This window comes from Arthrobacter sp. efr-133-R2A-120 (genome assembly GCF_030209835.1).
GTDB lineage: Bacteria > Actinomycetota > Actinomycetes > Actinomycetales > Micrococcaceae > Arthrobacter.
The window spans coordinates 1-18,035 of sequence record NZ_JARVRF010000008.1 but is presented as its reverse complement, the minus strand read 5'-3'; the positions used below and the strand labels follow the sequence as shown (position 1 = coordinate 18,035).

Below are 18,035 nucleotides of genomic sequence, written 5' to 3'. Positions count from 1 at the left end.
ATATTGGTCACAGGATGGCCCGCAGAAAGGAGCACGTGATCCGACGCTGGAGCATTGCCCGCAGACTCTTTGTGGCGAATCTGCTGTTCGTGCTGGCGCTCACCGCCATCGTGGGCACGGCAGCCTTCCTGGACGCGAGGGACCGGGCCTACAACGACGCCGGCCAGCGCATGCAGGCGGTGGCCGCCGCGATCGCAGCCAATCCCCTCGTGCTTCAAGCAGCCGGCACACCGAACCCATCCGCCACCCTCCAGCCATATGCCCAGGTGGTAACAGCCAATGCCCATGCTGATTTCATCACCATCATGGCTCCGGACCGGACCCGCTGGACCCATCCGAACCCCGACGAAATCGGCAAACCCTACATCGGCACCATCGATCCCGCCCTCCACGGCCAGACCTTCACCGAAGTCACCGCCGGTACCCTTGGCCCGTCCGTGCGAACCATCGTTCCCGTGGAGGATTCCTCCGGAAAAGTCCGGGCCCTCGTGGCCGCGGGTGTCACGGTGCGGACGGTGGACGTCGCCGTGTCGGCGCGACTCACGGCGATCATCGGAATCTCTCTGGCCATGCTCGCAGGCGGCTCCCTGGCCTCGTGGTTATTGGGCCGGTACCTGCGCTCGGTCACCAGGGGCTGGGGACCTGAACAATTGGCACAATTGTTCGCGTACTACGAGTCCGTCCTCCATTCGGTCCGCGAAGGAGTAGTGCTTATCGACACCGGCGGCAGGGTGGTCATGTACAACGACCAGGCCGCGGAGCTTCTGGGACTCGAACGGTCCGACGTCGATCCCGTTGCGGAAGCCGCCCCGCGCCTTTCTGATCTGCCCCTCGATCCCAGCCTCCACCGCCTTTTCGAATCAGGCCGGACGGCGCACGACGAAATCCACCTCACCGGCTCGCGCATCCTCGTGGTGAACCAGGCGCCGGCCGTGGGGCCGCCTGGAATGAGGGGCCGGCAGCGGCCTGCCGTGTTCGGGACCGTAGCCACGCTCCGGGACAGGACGGAAATCGAGTCCCTGGGCAGCGAACTCGAAACCATGAAGACCCTCTCCGACGCCTTGCGGGCCCAGACGCATGAACACGCCAACCGGCTGCACACCATCGTGTCCCTCATGGAGCTCGGGCGTACCGCCGACGCCTTGGACTTCGCCACCAAGGACCTTGAACTGAGCCAACAGCTGACCGACCACCTCGTGGCATCGGTGGACGAACCTGTCCTGAGTGCGCTCATCATGGGAAAGTCGGCCGAGGCGCACGAACGCGGAGCGGAGCTGACGGTCACGGTGTCCGGCGGGGACGGCCTCCAGGGCCTGGCCGTCCAGGACCTGGTGACGATTTTGGGAAACCTGTTGGACAACGCCCTCGACGCCGCGGCTGCCGCTCCCCCGCCGCGCAAAGTGGAACTGGGCATCGAATCGGGACCTGAAGGAACCACGTTCACTGTGGTCGATTCCGGCCACGGCATCGATCCCGGCATCGTGGACGACGTCTGGCAATACGGATACAGCACCAAGGCGGCGGGGATCGGACAGGCCGGGCAGCCCGGAGCGCCTTCCCGCGGCGTGGGCCTGGCCCTGGTACGGCAAGCGGTGCAGCGGCTTGGCGGTACGCTGTCCATCAGCGACTCCACGAGCGCCTTGGGCGGTGCGTTCTTCCGCGTAGTGCTCCCCGCGCCGGACTCCAGGAAAGAAGCCGAATGACCGAAATCCGCGTCCTCGTTGTCGAGGACGAACCCATCGCCGCCGATGCCCACGGCGTCTACGTCAGCCGAATCGACGGCTTCACCGTTGCGGGAACAGCGAGGGACGGACAATCGGCCCTGCGGCTGCTCAACGATTTCGCCGTTGCCGGCCAGCCGGTGGACCTCGTCCTGTTGGACATGAACCTGCCGGATCTTCACGGACTGGACGTTGCCCGCCGAATGCGCGCTTCGGGACTGCTTGCGGACATCATCGCCATCACCGCCGTCAGGGAAGTGAACATTGTCCGCAGCGCGGTGTCGATCGGAGTCGTGCAGTATCTCATCAAGCCGTTCACGTTCGCGACGTTCGCGGACAAGCTCGCCAGCTATCGCGCCTTCCGTGAGCAACTCGCCGCACCGGCGTCGGGCACGCGGGCGAGTGGAGCGTCCCAAAGCGATGTGGACCAGGCGTTCGCGAGTCTCCGCGCACCCACCGAACTCCCGCTGCCCAAGGGCCTTTCCGCCCAAAGCCTGGAGTCCGTCAAAGACCTTCTGGCCAGCCTTGGCCGGCCGGTTTCCGCAAGCGAGGCAACCGAGGCCCTTGGGATGTCCAGGGTCACCGTGCGCCGATATCTCGAGTACCTGGCCGACGCCGGGATGGCCACGAGGAATCCGCGATACGGCACTCCGGGACGGCCGGAGAACGAGTATCGCTGGAATCGGAGTTAGCCCACGGCTCCAGCGGATGTATACACAGATTGAGTGCCGGCCTGGTTTTATTGGCAAAAGCTAGGCCTTTTCGCGGTTTGTGTATACACTGGGGACATCCGCTCAATGAAGGAGGGTCCATGCGTGCCAGCGACAAAGCCTATGCGGCCCTGCGCGAAGACATTATTGAGTGGCGTCTGGCGCCCGGAACTGTCCTCGCGGAAGTGGAACAATCCGAGCGCCTGGGTGTGTCCCGCACCCCCGTCCGGGAGGCGCTGAGCCGGCTCAGCGCGGAAGGGCTGACGACGGCGGCAGGCGGCCGCGGCGTCGTCGTCACCGATATCTCGCTGGAGGACATCGACGAACTCTTCGAGCTGCGCGAAACCCTCGAAGGCAAAGCCGCCGCCCTCGCCGCGGAACGCGGTGTGCGCCCGGTGTTCGAGCAACTCCACGCCGAGCTCCTCCGGGCCCCGGAGATGCTCAACGACAGCGACCCCGCCCGGCACGACTACTACGCCCTGGTAGGAAGGCTCGACGAAGCGATCGACGAAGCCATCTCCAATTCCTACCTCGCCCAGGCCATGCGCAGCCTGCGCGTCCACCTCGTGCGGGTCCGCCGCCTCGCGGCCGACGACGCCGAACGCCTCCAAGCCGCCGCGGCCGAGCACGCCGCGATCGCCGAAGCCATCGCGGCAGGCAACCCCCGGCTCGCCGAAGCCGCCACCACCGTCCATCTGCACCGCAGTCTTTCCCACGTCAAAGCCACCCACACACCTCACTAAAAGGAACCCCATGGTGAAGAACAACCACGTCCGCGTCTACAAGAGCGAAGAGAACCTTCCCCGCGAGGAGCAGCTGGCGCACAAGATCGCCACCGTCGCCGCCGACCCCGTCGAGGTGGCCCCCCTGGTCACCGAAATGATCATCAACCGGGTCATCGACAATGCCTCCGTCGCCATTGCCTCCCTGAACCGTGCCCCGATCATCGCCACCCGGGCGCAGGCACTGACCCACGCGCCGACCACCAACGGCAAAGGCTCGTCCGTCTTCGGCATCAGCGACAAGGTCTCCCCCGAATGGGCCGCCTGGGCCAACGGCGTCGCCGTGCGCGAACTCGACTACCACGACACGTTCCTGGCCGCGGACTACTCCCACCCGGGCGATAACATCCCGCCGATCCTCGCCGTGGCCCAGCACGTCGGATCGAGCGGCAAGGACCTGATCCGCGGCATTGCCACCGGCTACGAAATCCAGGTCAACCTGGTCAAGGCCATCTGCCTGCACAAGCACAAGATCGACCACGTCGCCCACCTCGGCCCCTCCGCCGCCGCCGGCATCGGCACCCTGCTGGGCCTGGACGTCGAGACGATCTTCCAGTCCGTCGGCCAGGCCCTGCACACCACCACGGCCACACGGCAGTCCCGCAAGGGTGAAATCTCCACGTGGAAGGCCCACGCCCCCGCATTTGCCGGGAAGATGGCCGTGGAAGCCGTGGACCGCTCCATGCGCGGCCAGACTTCCCCTGTGCCGATTTACGAAGGCGAAGACGGCGTCATCGCCTGGATGCTGGACGGCCCGGACGCCTCCTACGAGGTCCCGCTGCCCGAGGCCGGGGAGCCCAAGCGGGCCATCCTGGACACCTACACCAAGGAACACTCCGCCGAGTACCAGGCCCAGGCCTGGATCGACCTCGCCCGCAAACTCCACGGCGAGCACCCCGAAGCCACGGACCCGGCCAACGTGGCCTCCGTCCTGATCAAGACCAGCCACCACACGCACTACGTGATCGGCTCCGGCGCCAACGACCCCCAGAAGTACAGCCCCACCGCGTCCCGGGAAACCCTGGACCACTCCATCCCGTACATCTTCACCGTCGCCCTGCAGGACGGCTCCTGGCACCACGTCGACTCCTACAGCCCCGAACGCGCCGGCCGGGCGGACACCGTGGAACTGTGGCACAAGGTCACCACCGTGGAAGACCCCGAATGGACCCGCCGCTACCACTCCCTGGACATCGCGGAAAAGGCCTTCGGCGGCACCGTTGTCATCACCCTCAACGACGGCACCGTCATCACCGAGTCCATCGCCGTCGCCGACGCCCACCCGCTCGGCGCCCGGCCCTTCGCCCGCCAGCAATACATCGACAAGTTCCGCACCCTCGCCGCCGGGCTCGTCGAAGAGAGCGAGATCGAACGCTTCCTCGCGGCAGCCGAAGCCCTCCCGGACCTGGGCCCGGGCGAACTGGACCAGCTGAACATCACCGCAGCCCCCGGCGTCATCGACCTCGCCGCCGCACCGAAGGGACTGTTCTAGATGCTCTACTCCACCACCACCCCGGAACAGAAACGGCTCAAGCTTCGGGAACTCCTGAACTCCGGGACCATCGCCCAGTTCCCCGGCGCGTTCAACCCGCTCTCGGCACGCCTGATCGAGGAAAAGGGCTTCCCCGGCGTCTACATCTCCGGCGCCGTCCTCGCCAACGACCTCGGCCTGCCGGACATCGGGCTGACCACCCTCACCGAGGTCGCCACCCGGGCAGGGCAAATCGCCCGCATGACCGAACTCCCCTGTCTCGTGGACGCGGACACCGGATTCGGCGAACCGATGAACGTGGCCCGCACCATCCAGGAACTCGAAAACGCCGGACTGGCCGGCTGCCACATCGAGGACCAGTTCAACCCGAAGCGGTGCGGGCACCTGGACGGCAAGAATGTGGTCGACGTCGACACCGCCGCCAAACGCATCCGCGCTGCCGCCGACGCCCGGCGGGACCCGAACTTCCTCATCATGGCCCGCACCGACATCCGCGCCGTCGACGGCATCGAAGCCGCACAGGAACGCGCCAAAGCGCTCGTCGACGCCGGCGCCGACGCGATCTTCCCCGAAGCCATGAAAGATCTCAGCGAGTTCCAAGCCATCCGTGATGCAGTGGATGTGCCGATCCTGGCCAACATGACCGAGTTCGGCAAAAGCGAGCTATTCACCGTGGAACAGCTCCAAGGCGTCGGCGTGAACATGGTGATCTACCCCGTCACCCTGCTCCGCATTGCCATGGGGGCTGCAGAGCGTACGCTGGAAACGATCAAGGCCACTGGAACGCAGGAGGCGCAGGTGGAGAACATGCTCACCCGTGCACGCCTCTATGACCTCGTGGACTACGAGGCCTACAACCACTTCGACACGAGCGTTTTCAACTTCCAGATTCCTGGGCTCAGCCGGTAACTGGATCAACCAAGGGATGCAGGCGCTCCGGCTATTCCGGAGTGCTTGCCGATGAACGAAGGAGTTCAGCATGGCTGCTGAAGAGATCAAGAAAGGCCTGGCCGGCGTCGTGGTTGACTACACCGCGATCTCCAAGGTCAACCCGGACACCAACTCGCTGTTGTACCGCGGCTATCCCGTGCAGGAACTCGCCGCCAAGTGCAGCTTCGAAGAAGTCGCCTACCTGCTGTGGAACGGTGAGCTGCCCACGCCGGAGGAACTTGCAGAGTTCACTGCCCGCGAGCGCACGGGCCGCGCCCTTGACCCTGTGGTGAAGCAGGTCATCGACACCCTGCCGACGACGTCCCACCCCATGGATGTCTGCCGGACCGCGGCTTCGGTGCTGGGAGCCCGGCACCCGCTGGCCGAGGTTTCCACGCCCGAGGCGAACATGGCCAAGGCCATTGACCTGTTCGCCGCGATGCCGGCAGTGGTCGCCTACGATCAGCGCCGCCGGCGCGCGGACGGGCAAATAATCGAACCCGTGGCACCGCGGGACGACCTGGGTTACTCGGCGAATTTCCTGTGGATGACCTTCGGCGAGGACCCGGTGGACGAGGTCGTCAAGGCATTCAACGTCTCGATGATCCTTTACGCCGAGCACTCCTTCAACGCGTCCACCTTCACGGCCCGCGTTGTCACCTCCACCCTCTCGGACCTGCACTCCGCGGTCACCGCGGCGATCGGCGCCCTCAAGGGCCCGCTGCACGGCGGCGCCAACGAGGCCGTGATGCACACGTTCGAGGAAATCGGCATCCGCACCGAGGAATCGCTGGATGACGCCGCCTCCCGGGCGAAGACCTGGATGGAACACGCCTTGGCGCAGAAGAAGAAGGTCATGGGATTCGGGCACCGCGTCTACAAGCACGGCGACTCCAGGGTGCCCACCATGAAGGCAGCACTGGACAAGATGATCGCCCACTACGGCCGGCCGGAGATCCTGGGCCTGTACAACGGGCTGGAGCAGGCCATGGACGAAGCCAAGGCCATCAAGCCCAACCTCGACTACCCCGCCGGACCCACCTACCACCTCATGGGCTTCGACACCCCGACCTTCACCCCGCTGTTCGTCGCCAGCCGCATCACCGGCTGGACCGCGCACATCATGGAGCAGCTCGGATCGAACTCCCTGATCCGTCCGCTTAGCGAATACAACGGCGTGGACGAACGGCACCTGCCGTAATTTTCCGGGACGTACGACGGCGGCCCGGCTACCTGAGGGAAGGTGCCGGCCCGCCGTCGTTCTCGTTGCTGCCGTTGCCGCCCGGTAGTTAGCGCGCTGCTCCCGAATCCAGCCACTCGGCTGTGTGAACCTCGGCGACGCTTTCGTTGTCATCAGCGAGAACAACTTCAACTTCGATGCGTTGGCCGGAGATCATGGCGGGCAGCCAGTGTTCGGCGTCGGCCCACATCTGTTCGACTGGGAGTCCCTCCACCCGATACCACTGCGGTGCTATTTCATCGCTTTCGGCGGGCTCGCCGGTCCATTGTCCGGTCAGATACACCGTGGTGAACATGTTCCACTCGGCCTTCGCGGGAAAGACGAAATCCACTGTCCCGGCGGGGATGAGGTGCTCTTCTTCCACGTGGACGAAGATTTCCTCTTGCACTTCCCGGCATACGGCCTCGGCCGCCGTCTCTCCTGGCTCCACATGTCCGCCGACGCCCACGATCTTCCCTGTACCGAACCCGGTCTTCTTCCGGCCCAGGAGCACCTCCTGGCCGGCATCGCCGTCGCGGAGCAGGAAGCACAGGGTGACGTGGGCTGCAGTCATTGACCAAGCCTAACTCTGCAGCTCTTCGGAAGTATGTCCTTGCTACAGTTGGCGCATGAGCGTGGATGGGGTTGAAGGTCCCGCGACGGCGGAGGCCCCGCCAGGAGAGGCGGCTGCCCGGGCAAGCGAGCCGGGTGCCCGGGTAGCGGACACCTCCGAGGCTTGGCTGCCTGACTGGCTGGTCAGGCATCCGCTCTACGCCGGGTGGGCGTGGACTGGATTCTGGGCGTTGTTGATCGTCCTCGATGAATTCCTCGACCTGGCCGGCTGGAGCTGGTACCTGTTGGTCGGCATGGCCGCGCTGCCGACCCTTCTCTCCACACTCGCTGTGCTGAATGCCACTCCCCGCCGGCATCTGAAACCACACAACGAATCAGTGCTGGGCCACTTCTTCGTGCGATTCCTTGCCTTGGTGACAGCATTCCTCGTGTGGGGCGTTTCAGTGGTCATGAGCGCCTCGATCTCCACCACCGTCCAGGCCGCCGTCGGAAATTCCGAGCGTGAAGTCACCTCTTTGGGCTTCAACTTGCTCGTGGCGGCCGTCCCGCTAGTCATTTCCGTGCTGTGGATGGCTTTCATTGTCCGTTGTGCCTGGTTCCTGCGCCGATTGCGTGGCTGGAGGCAAAGTCCCGCCAGCTCACGGGTGCCCAAGAAATTCCTGCGTTCCCGGCCGAGGCTAAAGCGGGTGGTTGTGGGCCTGGCGCACCCGGGCCTCCTGCTCGTGACCGGCCTCGGCATGTCAATTCTCGCGCTGTTCCTGAACGCTGTGGAACTGACCTTCAAGGTCTTGGCGTAAGCGCCACCAGCACCGGACCGCGCCCAGTGTCCGGCGTGCGGTGCAAGGTGTCAGCCGAGCGCCCGCGGATGCGCGGCCGCGTACACCTCGCGCAAGGTGTCCGCAGTGACCAAGGTGTACACCTGGGTGGTGGTCACCGAGGCGTGGCCCAGGAGCTCCTGTACCACCCGGACATCGGCGCCGCCTTCAAGGAGATGCGTGGCGAAAGAATGCCGAAGGGTGTGCGGGGAGACGTCCTTGGTGATGTTGGCCTTCTCCGCCGCAGTCTTGAGGATGGTCCAGGCACTCTGCCGGCTGATCCGGCCTCCGCGGGCGTTCAGGAACAGCGCCGGGGTGCCTTTCCCCTTGGCGGCCAATGCGGGCCTTCCACGAACCACATAGGACCCGACGGCACGGGCGCCGTAGGATCCCAGCGGAACTAAGCGCTCCTTGGAACCTTTTCCGAAGAGCCGCACGATCGCGGGGCCATCGGCTTCCGCTTCGAGCGAGACATCGTCGACGTCAAGGCCAACCGCTTCGCTGATGCGGGCACCTGTGGAGTAGAGGAACTCCAAAAGGGCCCGGTCCCTCAACCCGGTTGCGGTATCGGCACCGGCAGCTTCAAGGATCCGGGTGACTTCGCCGACGCTAATGGCCTTCGGCAGACGCTTGCCAGGCATTGGCGGATGGACATCGCTCGCAGGGTCCGCCGTCGTCGTCCCCTCCAGGGCCCAAAACTTGTGGAGACCCCGGACGGCAACCACGGTGCGTGCCGCGGAGCGGACGCCGAGGGCGGCGCCGCCATCGGAGCCGTCGGCCAGCGCCTGGACGAAAGCAGTGACGTCGTGGCGGGAGATATTGCCCGGGTTGTCGACGCCGGACGCGGCCAGGAAGTTCGAATAGCGGGACAGGTCCCGGCGGTAAGCGGACAAGGTGTTGCTTGCAAGCCCTCGTTCCACGCCGAGGTGTTGCAGGTAGTCCGTGACGGCCCGGTCAATGGCAGTTTGGGCCTTGGTCTCCGCGAGCTGGGGCACGGTCAGCGCTGGCTCGGGTGTGCCGGCCAGGGGGCATTGGCGGGGCGCAGGTTCCTGAAGCCGTCGGCACGCGCGGCAGCTGCCGCGAGGATCCCGACGACGGCGGACGGGTTGTGCAGGCGGCCTTCGAGCACCGCTGAAACAGCTTCGTCGAGCGTGACCCACACCAGCTCGATTTCGGCTTCTTCGTCTGTACGGACGTGCCGTTCCGCCTCGGGAACGTCTCCCAATCCGCGCGCCAGATAGATCCGAATCGCCTCGCTCGAGGAGCCAGGTGAATTGAAGAAATCCGCGAGGACATTCCACGTGGCCGCCGTAAGATCGGCTTCCTCCGCGAGTTCCCGGGCAGCGCCCGCCACGAAATCTTCCCCGGCCACATCAAGAAGCCCGGCGGGGATCTCCCACAGATCCATGCCCACGGGGTGGCGGTATTGCTTGAGCAACAGGATTTCGCCGTCGACATTCATCGGCAGCACCGCAACTGCGCCGGGATGGTCGATATAGTCGCGGACCAAAGTACCGGTGTCTTCGCCCAGCTCGAAGGCGTCGCTGACGACGTCCCAAATGCGGCCTTCATAGACCTTGCTGGACGACAAAAGACGGCGCGGGCTCGGCACGTCCGAAACCTTCCGAAAAGTGCTGGGGGTTTCAGAAATACCGGGCATCGCGCCGTCCTTCGTTTGTGTGAGCGATTACTTCGCAGCGACCTTGCGGGCTGACTTTGCTAGCGAATCCACGCCTGACTGACGCTCCAGCGCAGCCTTCACGAGGCCGGCAAACAGCGGGTGGGGGCGCGTGGGGCGGGAGCTGAGCTCTGGGTGGGCCTGTGTTGCCACGTAGTACGGGTGTACTTCGCGCGGCAGTTCCACGAACTCAACCAGCTTGCCATCGGGAGACGTTCCGGAGAACACAAGTCCCTCGGCCGCGATCTGCTCGCGGTACTTGTTGTTGACCTCGTAGCGGTGGCGGTGACGCTCGCTAACCGTTGTTGCACCGTAGGTCTCTGCAACCACGGAGCCTTCATCCAGCTTCGCTTCGTAAAGGCCCAGGCGCATCGTGCCGCCGAGGTCTCCCTTGCCGTCCACGATGTCCAGCTGCTCTTCCATGGTGGCGATGACCGGGTACTTGGAATCGGGCTCGAACTCGCTCGAGGACGCACCCTCGAGACCGACCACATTGCGGGCGTATTCGATGACCATGCACTGAAGGCCGAGGCACAGACCCAGCACCGGAAGCTTCGTCTCGCGGGCGAACTTGAGCGCGCCGAGCTTGCCCTCCAGGCCACGGATACCGAAGCCGCCGGGAACACAAATCGCGTCGACGCCGGCCAAGGACTTGGTGGCGCCTTCGAGGGTTTCGCATTCGTCGGACGGGACCCAGCGGATCTTGACCTTGGTTTCGTTCGCGAAACCGCCGGCACGCAACGCCTCGGTCACGGACAGGTAAGCGTCCGGGAGGTCGATGTACTTGCCCACGAGGGCAACTTCAACCTGGTGCTTGGGGTTGTGGACCGCTTCGAGGAGCTTGTCCCAGCTGGTCCAGTCGACGTCCTTGAACGGAAGGTCCAGGGCCCGGACGATATAGGAGTCAAGACCCTGGGAGTGCAGCGTCTTGGGGATGTCGTAGATGCTGGGGGCATCGGCGGCGTTGACCACGGCGTCTATATCGACGTCGCACATGCGGCCGATCTTTTCGCGCATGGCGTCCGGCACTTCGCGGTCCGAGCGGATCACGATCGCCTCCGGCTGGATGCCGATGGAGCGCAGCGCGGCAACGGAGTGCTGCGTTGGCTTGGTCTTCAGTTCCTGCGAGGGGCCGATGTACGGCACCAAGGAGACATGGAGGAAAAAGACGTTGTTCCGGCCGATGTCCTGGCGGACCTGGCGTGCGGACTCGAGGAAAGGCTGCGACTCGATGTCGCCAACAGTGCCGCCGATTTCGGTGATGATGACATCAGGAGCGTTCTTGCCCTCAGCGGGGAGGCGCATGCGGCGCTTGATCTCATCCGTGATGTGCGGGATGACCTGGACGGTGTCGCCGAGGTACTCACCACGCCGTTCCTTGGCGATGACTGTCGAGTAGATCTGGCCGGTTGTGACGTTGGCCGAACCCTCAAGGTTTTCATCGAGGAAGCGCTCGTAGTGTCCGATGTCGAGGTCGGTTTCGGCGCCGTCGTCAGTGACGAAGACTTCGCCGTGCTGGAAGGGGTTCATCGTGCCCGGATCCACGTTGAGATAGGGATCGAGCTTCTGCATAGTTACAGACAAACCGCGTGCCCGCAGCAAGTGGCCGAGGCTCGAAGCCGTCAGTCCCTTACCGAGCGAGGACGCCACACCGCCAGTGACAAAGATGTGTTTGGTCGTCTTGGACGAGCCCGGGAACCGGGAATTTACACGGGAATTTGATCGCTGCACCACGGAATTCGAGCCTATCATCAATTGCGCCTCCAAAGGATCCGCTAGCCGTTTTCCCAAATGCTCAATAGTCCCCTGCCGTGGGGCGAGGATCAAGAGTAAAGTCCACCCGAACCGGTAAAAACAGGTCACGGGCTCGGAAATCCGCAGCTCGACACCGGACACACGGGGGCTTGCTCCGTGCCCGCGAGGGCCCGGGTGTGACTGACGTCCCAGGCTGCAGCCGGGTGGCTACGCCTGCTGGGGCAGCAGTTTGGCGTCGTCTAGCAATTCCTGGGCATGCGCCCGCGCGGATTCAGAGTCTTCCTGGCCTGCCAGCATCCTGGCGAGTTCCTTCACGCGTTCCTCGTCGTCGAGGAGTTGGACGTCGCTGGACGTGAAGCCCGTGGCGGGCTTGCCGTCACTTCCCCTGACTGAGGTTTTGGTGACGCGGATATGTTGGTCGGCGAAGGCAGCCACCTGCGGTAGGTGGGTCACCACCAGCACCTGGACGTGGCGGGCCAGCATGGCAAGCCGGCGTCCGATCTCGACGGCCGCACGCCCGCCTACTCCAGCATCCACTTCGTCAAAGACGAAGGTCGGCACCGGATCCACGGCGGCGAGGACCACTTCGATGGCAAGCATGACACGGGACAACTCACCACCGGACGCCCCTTTGCCGAGGGGGCGGGCAGGGGCACCCGAGTGCGGTTGCAGGAGGAAGGAGATGTCGTCGACGCCGTGCGGCCCCAGCGGCCCTTGGCTGTCCACCTCGATCACCAGCGTTGCATCGGCCATCGCAAGGGCAGTGAGCTCCGCGCTCACTCGTCCGGAGAGCTCTTTGGCCGCCTTTGATCGGGACTTCGAGATGCGCGCGGCCTGCTTTCGCAGCGAGGACTCCGCAGCGGTCACTTCGGCGTCAAGGGCTTCGATCCGGCTCGAGTCATCCTGCAGTTCGTCCAGCCGGGTCCTCGAAGCGGCTGCCCATTCCAGGACCTCGTCGATGCTCGGAGCGTACTTCCGGATGAGTTTGGCCAGGGCTGCGCGCCGCTCCTCGATCTCGGAAAGCCGTTCGGGTCCCTCGGAGTCCAAGGACGCTTGGTAGCTGGACAGCTCCCCCGCGATGTCGTTGATGAGGAAGCCGATCTCGGCGAGCCGTGCGGCGGCTCCCGCCAAGGCTTCGTCATGTTCGGAAACCTGGTCCAGCGCCCGTTTGGCCGAGTCAATCAGGGTCGTGGCATCGGCGGTCTCGCCGAATTCCTCCGAGATCAGGGCTTCATGCGCTGCAGCGGCGGCGATGCGGAGCTCCTCCACGTTCGCCAGCTTCACTGCCTCGGCTTTGAGGGACTCATCCTCGCCCGGCTGGGGATCGACGTCGTCGATTTCGTTGAGTGCGACCGCGAGCGATTCCGCCTCACGCAGCCTTTCCCGGGCCTCGCCGCGGAGGGTGTCGAGCTCCGCCTGACTGGACTTCCAGTGGCTGTAGAGCTCCTGGTATTCGGCGAGCGTTGCTGCGAGCCCGGCCCCGGCGAAGCGGTCCAGTGCGTGCCGCTGCGCCACGGCACCCTTGAGCCGTATCTGGTCCGACTGGCCGTGCACCACCACCAGGCTCTCGCCAAGTTCCGCCAGCACACCCACGGGCGCCGACCGGCCGCCCACGAAAGCACGGCTGCGGCCGTCCGCGCCCACGGTGCGGGCCAGCAGGAGCTGGGTGCCGCCGTCGTACTCTTCCGCGTCGCCGCCGGCCTCCACGGCCCGTTCCACGGCGGCATGTGCCGGATCAAGCAGGAGGCGGGCTTCCGCGGAGGCGGACTTGGCACCGGAGCGTACCGCACCGGCGTCGGACCGCGCTCCCAGAAGGAGGCCGACGGCGGTGACCACCATGGTCTTGCCGGCGCCGGTTTCGCCCGTGACGACGCTCAGGCCGGGCCCCAGCGGCAACGTGGCGTCGGTGATGACGCCGAGATCACGGATCCGGAGTTCCTCGATCATGGTTTACATCTCCTTTGTGGGGTCGGCCGCTCTGCCGGTCCGCACGTCCTGGGGCGTCGGCAAAGGGCTGGGCTTGAAGGTCCTGATCACAGGGGTAGGACCGGTGTGGATGTCAGCGGAACGGGGTGCCGGACCCCGCCAGCCGTGGATGGGGAGCTCAAACTTCCGTACGAGCCGTGCTGAGAACGGGGTCTGGTGGGTGCGGGCAAGCCGCACGGGACGGGTGGACCGGGTTACTTCGATCCGGGCGCCGGGCGGCAGGTCCACGGAACGGCGGCCATCGCACCAAAGCACGCCTTGGGCGTCGGTCCGGGTGAGGATCTCCACGGCCAGCCTGGACCGCGGCGAGACCACGAGGGGTTTGGCGAAGAGGGCATGGGCGCTGATAGGGACTATCACCAGCGCTTCCACCTCGGGCCACACCACGGGCCCACCGGATGAGAAGGCATAGGCTGTGGAGCCCGTAGGGGTAGCAAGCACCACTCCATCACAGCCGAAAGACGTCAACGGACGTTCATCAACTTCGGTCACCACTTCGATCATGCGCTCCCGGTCCGCCTTTTCAATGGCGGCTTCGTTGAGAGCCCATGTATGCCAGATCTTCTGGCCGCGGACCCACACCTGGACATCGATGGTCATGCGTTCTTCCACCGTGTATTCGCGGCTGGCAATCCACTCGACGGTCTGGGCAAGATCGGCCCGCTCGCTTTCGGCAAGGAAACCGACATGCCCGAGATTGACGCCCAACAGGGGAACATCGACGTTGCGGACCAACTCGGCCGCGCGAAGGATGGTGCCGTCGCCGCCAAGAACCATGACAAGTTCGACGTCCTCCAACCGGACGTCCTCGTGGAGTATCTCGATCGGTTTGTCCACCACGCCGTAGAACCGTTCGATATCGTCCAGTTCAGACTTCTGCATCACGGGGATCAGGCCGGAGTAGTGGAGCTGCCCGCAGGCATCCCAGGCCGCGCGAAGGGAGTCCTCACGCCCGGTGTGGGCAAGGACCAAAACGCGCCTGCTCATGGTGTTCTGCTTTCTAGTGGGTGGTCCAGATTCGTTCCATCAGTGCAGCAACTTCCTCGTCCCGCTCTTCGATCTTAGGCAAGTCCGGCTGCATCCTGCGTTTTATCCACAGGAAGTACTCCACATTTCCGTCCTGGCCGGGCAAGGGACTCGGTGCCAGGCCGCAGAGTTCGAGCCCTGCGTCCACGGCCGCTCTGGCGACTTGGGCGACGGCGCGCCGCCGTTCATGGTCTGAGGTGACCACGCCGGTGCGGCTCAGCCGCTCCTTGCCGACCTCGAATTGCGGCTTCACCATGAGCACCAGGTCTCCCCCGGGTTCGGTGCATGCCGCGAGCGGGTGGAGAACCAGGGTGAGGGAAATGAAGGACAAGTCTGCCACCGTGAGCGCTGCGGTGCCGCCGATCTGCTCGGGAGTCATGTAGCGGACGTTGAGGCCCTCATGGACTGCGACGCGGGGATCGTTCCGCAGGGACGGCACCAACTGGTCGTGCCCGACGTCGACCGCCACCACGTGCGCGGCACCTTGCCGGAGCAGCACGTCGGTAAAGCCACCGGTCGAGGCTCCGGCGTCGAGGCACCGCTTCCCTTCCACAACAACGGAAGGGAAGGCCGCCAGCGCGCCGGCCAGTTTGTGTCCGGCGCGGCTGACGTAAACGTCCTCGGCGTGGGCTTGGACGTCAATTTCCGTCTCTTCGGAGACCTGTTGCGCTGCCTTGGCGAGAACGGTGCCTCCGGAAGTGACCTTTCCGTCCGCAATGAGTTTCGCGGCATGGGTCCGCGATCTCGCCAATCCACGGCTGACGAGTTCCTGGTCGAGTCTGGCCATGCTCAGCGTTCGTCGGCGTCGAGGGCCGCCATCAACGAGTCGTGGATTTCGGCGTAGAGGCCGCTGTGCTCGGCCACCGGCACGGAGGAGACGCCCGCCAGCCGCTCCAAGGCGGAATCCAAGGCGGCGTCACCCGTGGGTGTCGTGTCGTCGGGCCACGGGGCATCGTGCGGTCCGGCGCTTTGCGGCTCGGCTGTTTGCAGCTCGGCTGTTTGCAGCTCGACGCTATGCGGCTCGGCTCGGCCCTCCGGGTGATCGTTCAACTCGCTCATGGGACCAGTCTAGTTTTCCAGCCATTCGAGCCGCGGCGATGTAGCTTCTGCCGCGTCGGGATTTGCGGCCCACCAGGCTGCGCACGCAGCACGCCAGGCATCCAGGTCCTTCTCGGAGCCGGAGACGGTGATCAGGCCGTCTTGGACTTGGGCAGTTGCCTTTCCGCAGCGGAACCTGCTGTCCTCTTCGAGGATCGCGGGGTACGGCTCGTACAGTTCCGTCAGATCGGCCAGCAAGTAGCCGGGGCGTTCCGAGCTGCGTGCAGCAAGGATGGACTCGGGCGTGTCGACACCGGTGAGCACCGCCGCCGTCGCGAAGCCCGCACGGTTGCCGCCCAGGATGTCGGTGTCCAGCCGGTCTCCGACAACGATCGGGCGCTCTGACTTCAGCCTCCGGGCAGCCGAGTGGAAGAGCGGGGCCTCCGGCTTGCCGGCGACCCGCGGCTGTTTGCCGGTGGCAGACGCGACGGCGGCCACGAGCGTGCCGTTTCCGGGAGCAATTCCGCGGGCCTGGGGAATGGACATGTCCGTATTGGTGGCCACCCAGAGGGCGCCTGCGGCAACAACGTAGGACGCCTCGGCCAGATCCTTCCACGCGATTTCCGGGTTGAAGCCTTGGACCACCGCCACAGGGTTCTCCTTCGCGCTGTGGACGGGCGTGAGGCCCACGAGTTCGATCTCGTGGGCCAGCGCCGCGCTTCCAGTGATCATTACACGCGAACCCGGGGCAAGGAGCCCGGCCAAAAGATCTCCGGCGGCCTGCGAAGAACTGACCACTTGGTTGTCCTCGGCAGGGGCGCCAAGTTCACGAAGATGCGCGGCAACCTGTGCCGGGGTACGCGAGGCGTTGTTGGTGACATAGCCCAGGCGCACCCCGACCGACTCAAGCCGCTGCAGCGACTCCACCGCGCCGGGAATGGCATGTGGACCTGCGTAGACAACTCCGTCCAGATCGGACAGAACGGCGTCGAAACGCGAAACCAGTGAGGCCTCAGTCATTCTTGGTCTCTTCGCCGCCCTCGGAAGCCTCTTCCCCGTCTTCCTCGTCTTCTTCGTCCTCTTCTGCGTCCTCGACGGAATCGCGGTCCGACTCGGCGTCGTCGGACTCAAAGTAGTCAGACTCGACGTCGTCGAGTTCCACGTCGTCGAGTTCGGTGGCTTCAGAGCCGAGGACAGTTTCCGCAAGCGCAGGGGCAGCCTCGGACTTGCTCTCTTCGGTTCGTTCCTTGTTCTCTTCGATGTTCCGGAAACGAGGCTTGCGGGCTTCGTTTTCATCGTCCTCGCCGAGGTCGATGATGTCCGGGTCCTCGAAGTCTCCTACGCCGAGGGCATTTTCAGCCACGACTGCCTGGCGCTGCCACTTACCGGCTTCTTCCGTGCGACCCACGGCGGCCAGGGCGTCTGCGTAGGCACGGAACAGGCGGGGGCTGTAGGAGAAAGCGCGGTTGATGTCGAGCTGGATGATCTCCAGCTCAGCCACGGCGGCGTCCAACTGGCCAAGATCGCTCCGGGCGCCGGAAGCCACAATGGCCAGCTCGACCTTGCCGGGGGCGTCGAGATCCTGGGCCTCGGGTGAACGGACTACATCCAGCGCCCGGTCCGGACGCCCCAGGCCGCGTTCGCAGTCGGCCATGAGGGGCAAATGGACGTTGGAGCCACTGATTCGGCGGTAGGTGCGGAATTCGCGAAGTGCCTCCCCATAGTGGCCGGCAGCGTAGGCCGTCAGGCCCACAGCTTCGCGGACAGCCGCCAAACGTCCACCACGGCGGCTCGCAGCCAAGGCATGCTGAAAGGAAAGCTCAGGATCGATATCGATGAGACGGCCGGCCATCACCAGGTGCTTGGCGACCCAATCGACATTGGTGCTTTCAAGGGTCTTGATCTGGTGCTTCGTGACCCGATCGAGCTCCTGGCCCGTAACGTCGTCGTCGATCTCCGGGGAACGCTCGCGGTCCGGGCGGTTGGCGCTGCGCAGGTCCGCGGCATTCGGAACCCGTGCGGGACGCTCTTCCCAGGATCCACCGCCGAAGCTGTGTCCCTCAGTACGTGGGCCATCGAACTTGCGGGGACCGCGCTCGGGGCGGTCACCGAAGCTACGGCGCTCTCCGTCGCCTTCGCGACGCGGACGATCACCAAACGGCTTACGATCACGATCACCCTCACGGCTCGGGCGCTCACCAAAGGGTTTGCGGTCCCGGTCACCGAAGCTACGGCGCTCTCCGTCGCCTTCGCGACGCGGACGGTCACCAAACGGCTTACGGTCGCGATCGCCCTCACGGCTCGGGCGCT

18 protein-coding genes are annotated in these 18,035 nt (G+C 65.1%); 8 read left to right on the top strand and 10 right to left on the bottom strand.

The genetic code is table 11. The features are described 5' to 3' along the window. Window positions 1-35 precede the first annotated feature (35 nt). The 6 genes from QRN52_RS05365 (at window position 36) to QRN52_RS05340 (ending at window position 6,836) form a co-directional block, all read left to right on the top strand. Entirely contained in the window at window positions 36-1,703 is a 1,668-nt protein-coding gene (locus QRN52_RS05365) for a sensor histidine kinase (RefSeq protein WP_284751734.1), read from the top strand. After that, on the top strand, window positions 1,700-2,413 hold the full coding sequence (locus tag QRN52_RS05360) for a response regulator (protein ID WP_284751733.1): 714 nt from the start codon (window positions 1,700-1,702) through the stop codon (window positions 2,411-2,413). Before QRN52_RS05365 ends, QRN52_RS05360 begins: the two co-directional genes overlap by 4 nt. 119 nt (window positions 2,414-2,532) lie before the next feature. Then, entirely contained in the window at window positions 2,533-3,174 is a 642-nt protein-coding gene (locus tag QRN52_RS05355; protein ID WP_284751732.1) for a GntR family transcriptional regulator, read from the top strand. 10 nt (window positions 3,175-3,184) lie between these two features. Next, window positions 3,185-4,705: an MmgE/PrpD family protein gene (locus QRN52_RS05350; protein ID WP_284751731.1), complete on the top strand. Its 1,521-nt coding sequence runs from the start codon at window positions 3,185-3,187 to the stop codon at window positions 4,703-4,705. Beyond that, the gene (gene prpB / locus QRN52_RS05345; RefSeq protein WP_284751730.1) at window positions 4,706-5,614 is read left to right on the top strand and encodes a methylisocitrate lyase; all 909 of its coding nucleotides are present in this window, start codon (window positions 4,706-4,708) and stop codon (window positions 5,612-5,614) included. It begins immediately after the preceding gene. Window positions 5,615-5,684: 70 nt separating this feature from the next. Next, on the top strand, window positions 5,685-6,836 hold the full coding sequence (locus tag QRN52_RS05340) for a bifunctional 2-methylcitrate synthase/citrate synthase (RefSeq protein ID WP_284751729.1): 1,152 nt from the start codon (window positions 5,685-5,687) through the stop codon (window positions 6,834-6,836). A gap of 88 nt (window positions 6,837-6,924) precedes the next feature. On the opposite strand, the gene QRN52_RS05335 is transcribed toward QRN52_RS05340, so the two are convergent. Next, a complete protein-coding gene (locus tag QRN52_RS05335; protein ID WP_284751728.1) occupies window positions 6,925-7,428 on the bottom strand; it encodes an 8-oxo-dGTP diphosphatase in 504 nt (167 codons plus the stop codon). 55 nt (window positions 7,429-7,483) lie between these two features. Between QRN52_RS05335 and QRN52_RS05330 the strand changes: the two genes are divergently transcribed. After that, entirely contained in the window at window positions 7,484-8,224 is a 741-nt protein-coding gene (locus QRN52_RS05330; RefSeq protein ID WP_284751727.1) for a hypothetical protein, read from the top strand. Between the two features lie 50 nt (window positions 8,225-8,274). Here QRN52_RS05330 and xerD read toward each other — a convergent pair whose 3' ends face one another. The 9 genes from xerD to QRN52_RS05285 form a co-directional block, all read right to left on the bottom strand. After that, window positions 8,275-9,267 carry a site-specific tyrosine recombinase XerD gene (xerD, locus tag QRN52_RS05325; protein WP_390282190.1) on the bottom strand — a complete coding sequence of 331 codons (993 nt, stop codon included), beginning with the start codon at window positions 9,265-9,267 and terminating at the stop codon, window positions 8,275-8,277. After that, window positions 9,240-9,902: an NUDIX domain-containing protein gene (locus QRN52_RS05320; protein WP_284751725.1), complete on the bottom strand. Its 663-nt coding sequence runs from the start codon at window positions 9,900-9,902 to the stop codon at window positions 9,240-9,242. The genes xerD and QRN52_RS05320 overlap by 28 nt, the downstream gene beginning before the upstream one ends. A 27-nt stretch (window positions 9,903-9,929) precedes the next feature. Next, window positions 9,930-11,672, bottom strand: coding sequence for a CTP synthase (gene pyrG, locus QRN52_RS05315; protein WP_284751724.1), 1,743 nt, complete (start codon window positions 11,670-11,672; stop codon window positions 9,930-9,932). A gap of 210 nt (window positions 11,673-11,882) precedes the next feature. Then, window positions 11,883-13,622, bottom strand: a complete 1,740-nt coding sequence (recN, locus tag QRN52_RS05310) for a DNA repair protein RecN (protein WP_284751723.1) — start codon at window positions 13,620-13,622, stop codon at window positions 11,883-11,885. Between the two features lie 3 nt (window positions 13,623-13,625). Then, a complete protein-coding gene (locus tag QRN52_RS05305) occupies window positions 13,626-14,648 on the bottom strand; it encodes an NAD kinase (RefSeq protein ID WP_284751722.1) in 1,023 nt (340 codons plus the stop codon). Window positions 14,649-14,661: 13 nt separating this feature from the next. Next, window positions 14,662-15,474, bottom strand: a complete 813-nt coding sequence (locus QRN52_RS05300; RefSeq protein ID WP_284751721.1) for a TlyA family RNA methyltransferase — start codon at window positions 15,472-15,474, stop codon at window positions 14,662-14,664. A gap of 2 nt (window positions 15,475-15,476) precedes the next feature. Continuing rightward, window positions 15,477-15,746, bottom strand: coding sequence for a hypothetical protein (locus QRN52_RS05295; protein WP_284751720.1), 270 nt, complete (start codon window positions 15,744-15,746; stop codon window positions 15,477-15,479). A 9-nt stretch (window positions 15,747-15,755) separates the two neighbouring features. Continuing rightward, on the bottom strand, window positions 15,756-16,745 hold the full coding sequence (locus tag QRN52_RS05290; RefSeq protein WP_284751719.1) for an HAD-IIA family hydrolase: 990 nt from the start codon (window positions 16,743-16,745) through the stop codon (window positions 15,756-15,758). Next, window positions 16,738-17,577: a hypothetical protein gene (locus QRN52_RS05285; protein WP_284751718.1), complete on the bottom strand. Its 840-nt coding sequence runs from the start codon at window positions 17,575-17,577 to the stop codon at window positions 16,738-16,740. The genes QRN52_RS05290 and QRN52_RS05285 overlap by 8 nt, the downstream gene beginning before the upstream one ends. Before the next feature lie 6 nt (window positions 17,578-17,583). Between QRN52_RS05285 and QRN52_RS05280 the strand changes: the two genes are divergently transcribed. Next, window positions 17,584-18,035, top strand: a 452-nt coding sequence (locus QRN52_RS05280; RefSeq protein ID WP_284751717.1) for a hypothetical protein, incomplete at its 3' end; no start/stop codon positions are given.

Bases quoted from the DNA above. Each gene is read 5' to 3' on its own strand.
- pyrG (WP_284751724.1), bottom strand. From the start codon at position 11,672: ATGATAGGCTCGAATTCCGTGGTGCAGCGATCAAATTCCCGTGTAAAT.
- QRN52_RS05340 (WP_284751729.1), top strand. From the start codon at position 5,685: ATGGCTGCTGAAGAGATCAAGAAAGGCCTGGCCGGCGTCGTGGTTGAC.
- recN (WP_284751723.1), bottom strand. From the start codon at position 13,622: ATGATCGAGGAACTCCGGATCCGTGATCTCGGCGTCATCACCGACGCC.
- QRN52_RS05290 (WP_284751719.1), bottom strand. From the start codon at position 16,745: ATGACTGAGGCCTCACTGGTTTCGCGTTTCGACGCCGTTCTGTCCGAT.
- QRN52_RS05320 (WP_284751725.1), bottom strand. From the start codon at position 9,902: ATGCCCGGTATTTCTGAAACCCCCAGCACTTTTCGGAAGGTTTCGGAC.
- prpB (WP_284751730.1), top strand. From the start codon at position 4,706: ATGCTCTACTCCACCACCACCCCGGAACAGAAACGGCTCAAGCTTCGG.
- QRN52_RS05350 (WP_284751731.1), top strand. From the start codon at position 3,185: ATGGTGAAGAACAACCACGTCCGCGTCTACAAGAGCGAAGAGAACCTT.
- QRN52_RS05335 (WP_284751728.1), bottom strand. From the start codon at position 7,428: ATGACTGCAGCCCACGTCACCCTGTGCTTCCTGCTCCGCGACGGCGAT.
- QRN52_RS05355 (WP_284751732.1), top strand. From the start codon at position 2,533: ATGCGTGCCAGCGACAAAGCCTATGCGGCCCTGCGCGAAGACATTATT.
- QRN52_RS05300 (WP_284751721.1), bottom strand. From the start codon at position 15,474: ATGGCCAGACTCGACCAGGAACTCGTCAGCCGTGGATTGGCGAGATCG.
- QRN52_RS05295 (WP_284751720.1), bottom strand. From the start codon at position 15,746: ATGAGCGAGTTGAACGATCACCCGGAGGGCCGAGCCGAGCCGCATAGC.
- QRN52_RS05305 (WP_284751722.1), bottom strand. From the start codon at position 14,648: ATGAGCAGGCGCGTTTTGGTCCTTGCCCACACCGGGCGTGAGGACTCC.
- QRN52_RS05330 (WP_284751727.1), top strand. From the start codon at position 7,484: ATGAGCGTGGATGGGGTTGAAGGTCCCGCGACGGCGGAGGCCCCGCCA.
- QRN52_RS05360 (WP_284751733.1), top strand. From the start codon at position 1,700: ATGACCGAAATCCGCGTCCTCGTTGTCGAGGACGAACCCATCGCCGCC.
- QRN52_RS05285 (WP_284751718.1), bottom strand. From the start codon at position 17,577: ATGGCCGGCCGTCTCATCGATATCGATCCTGAGCTTTCCTTTCAGCAT.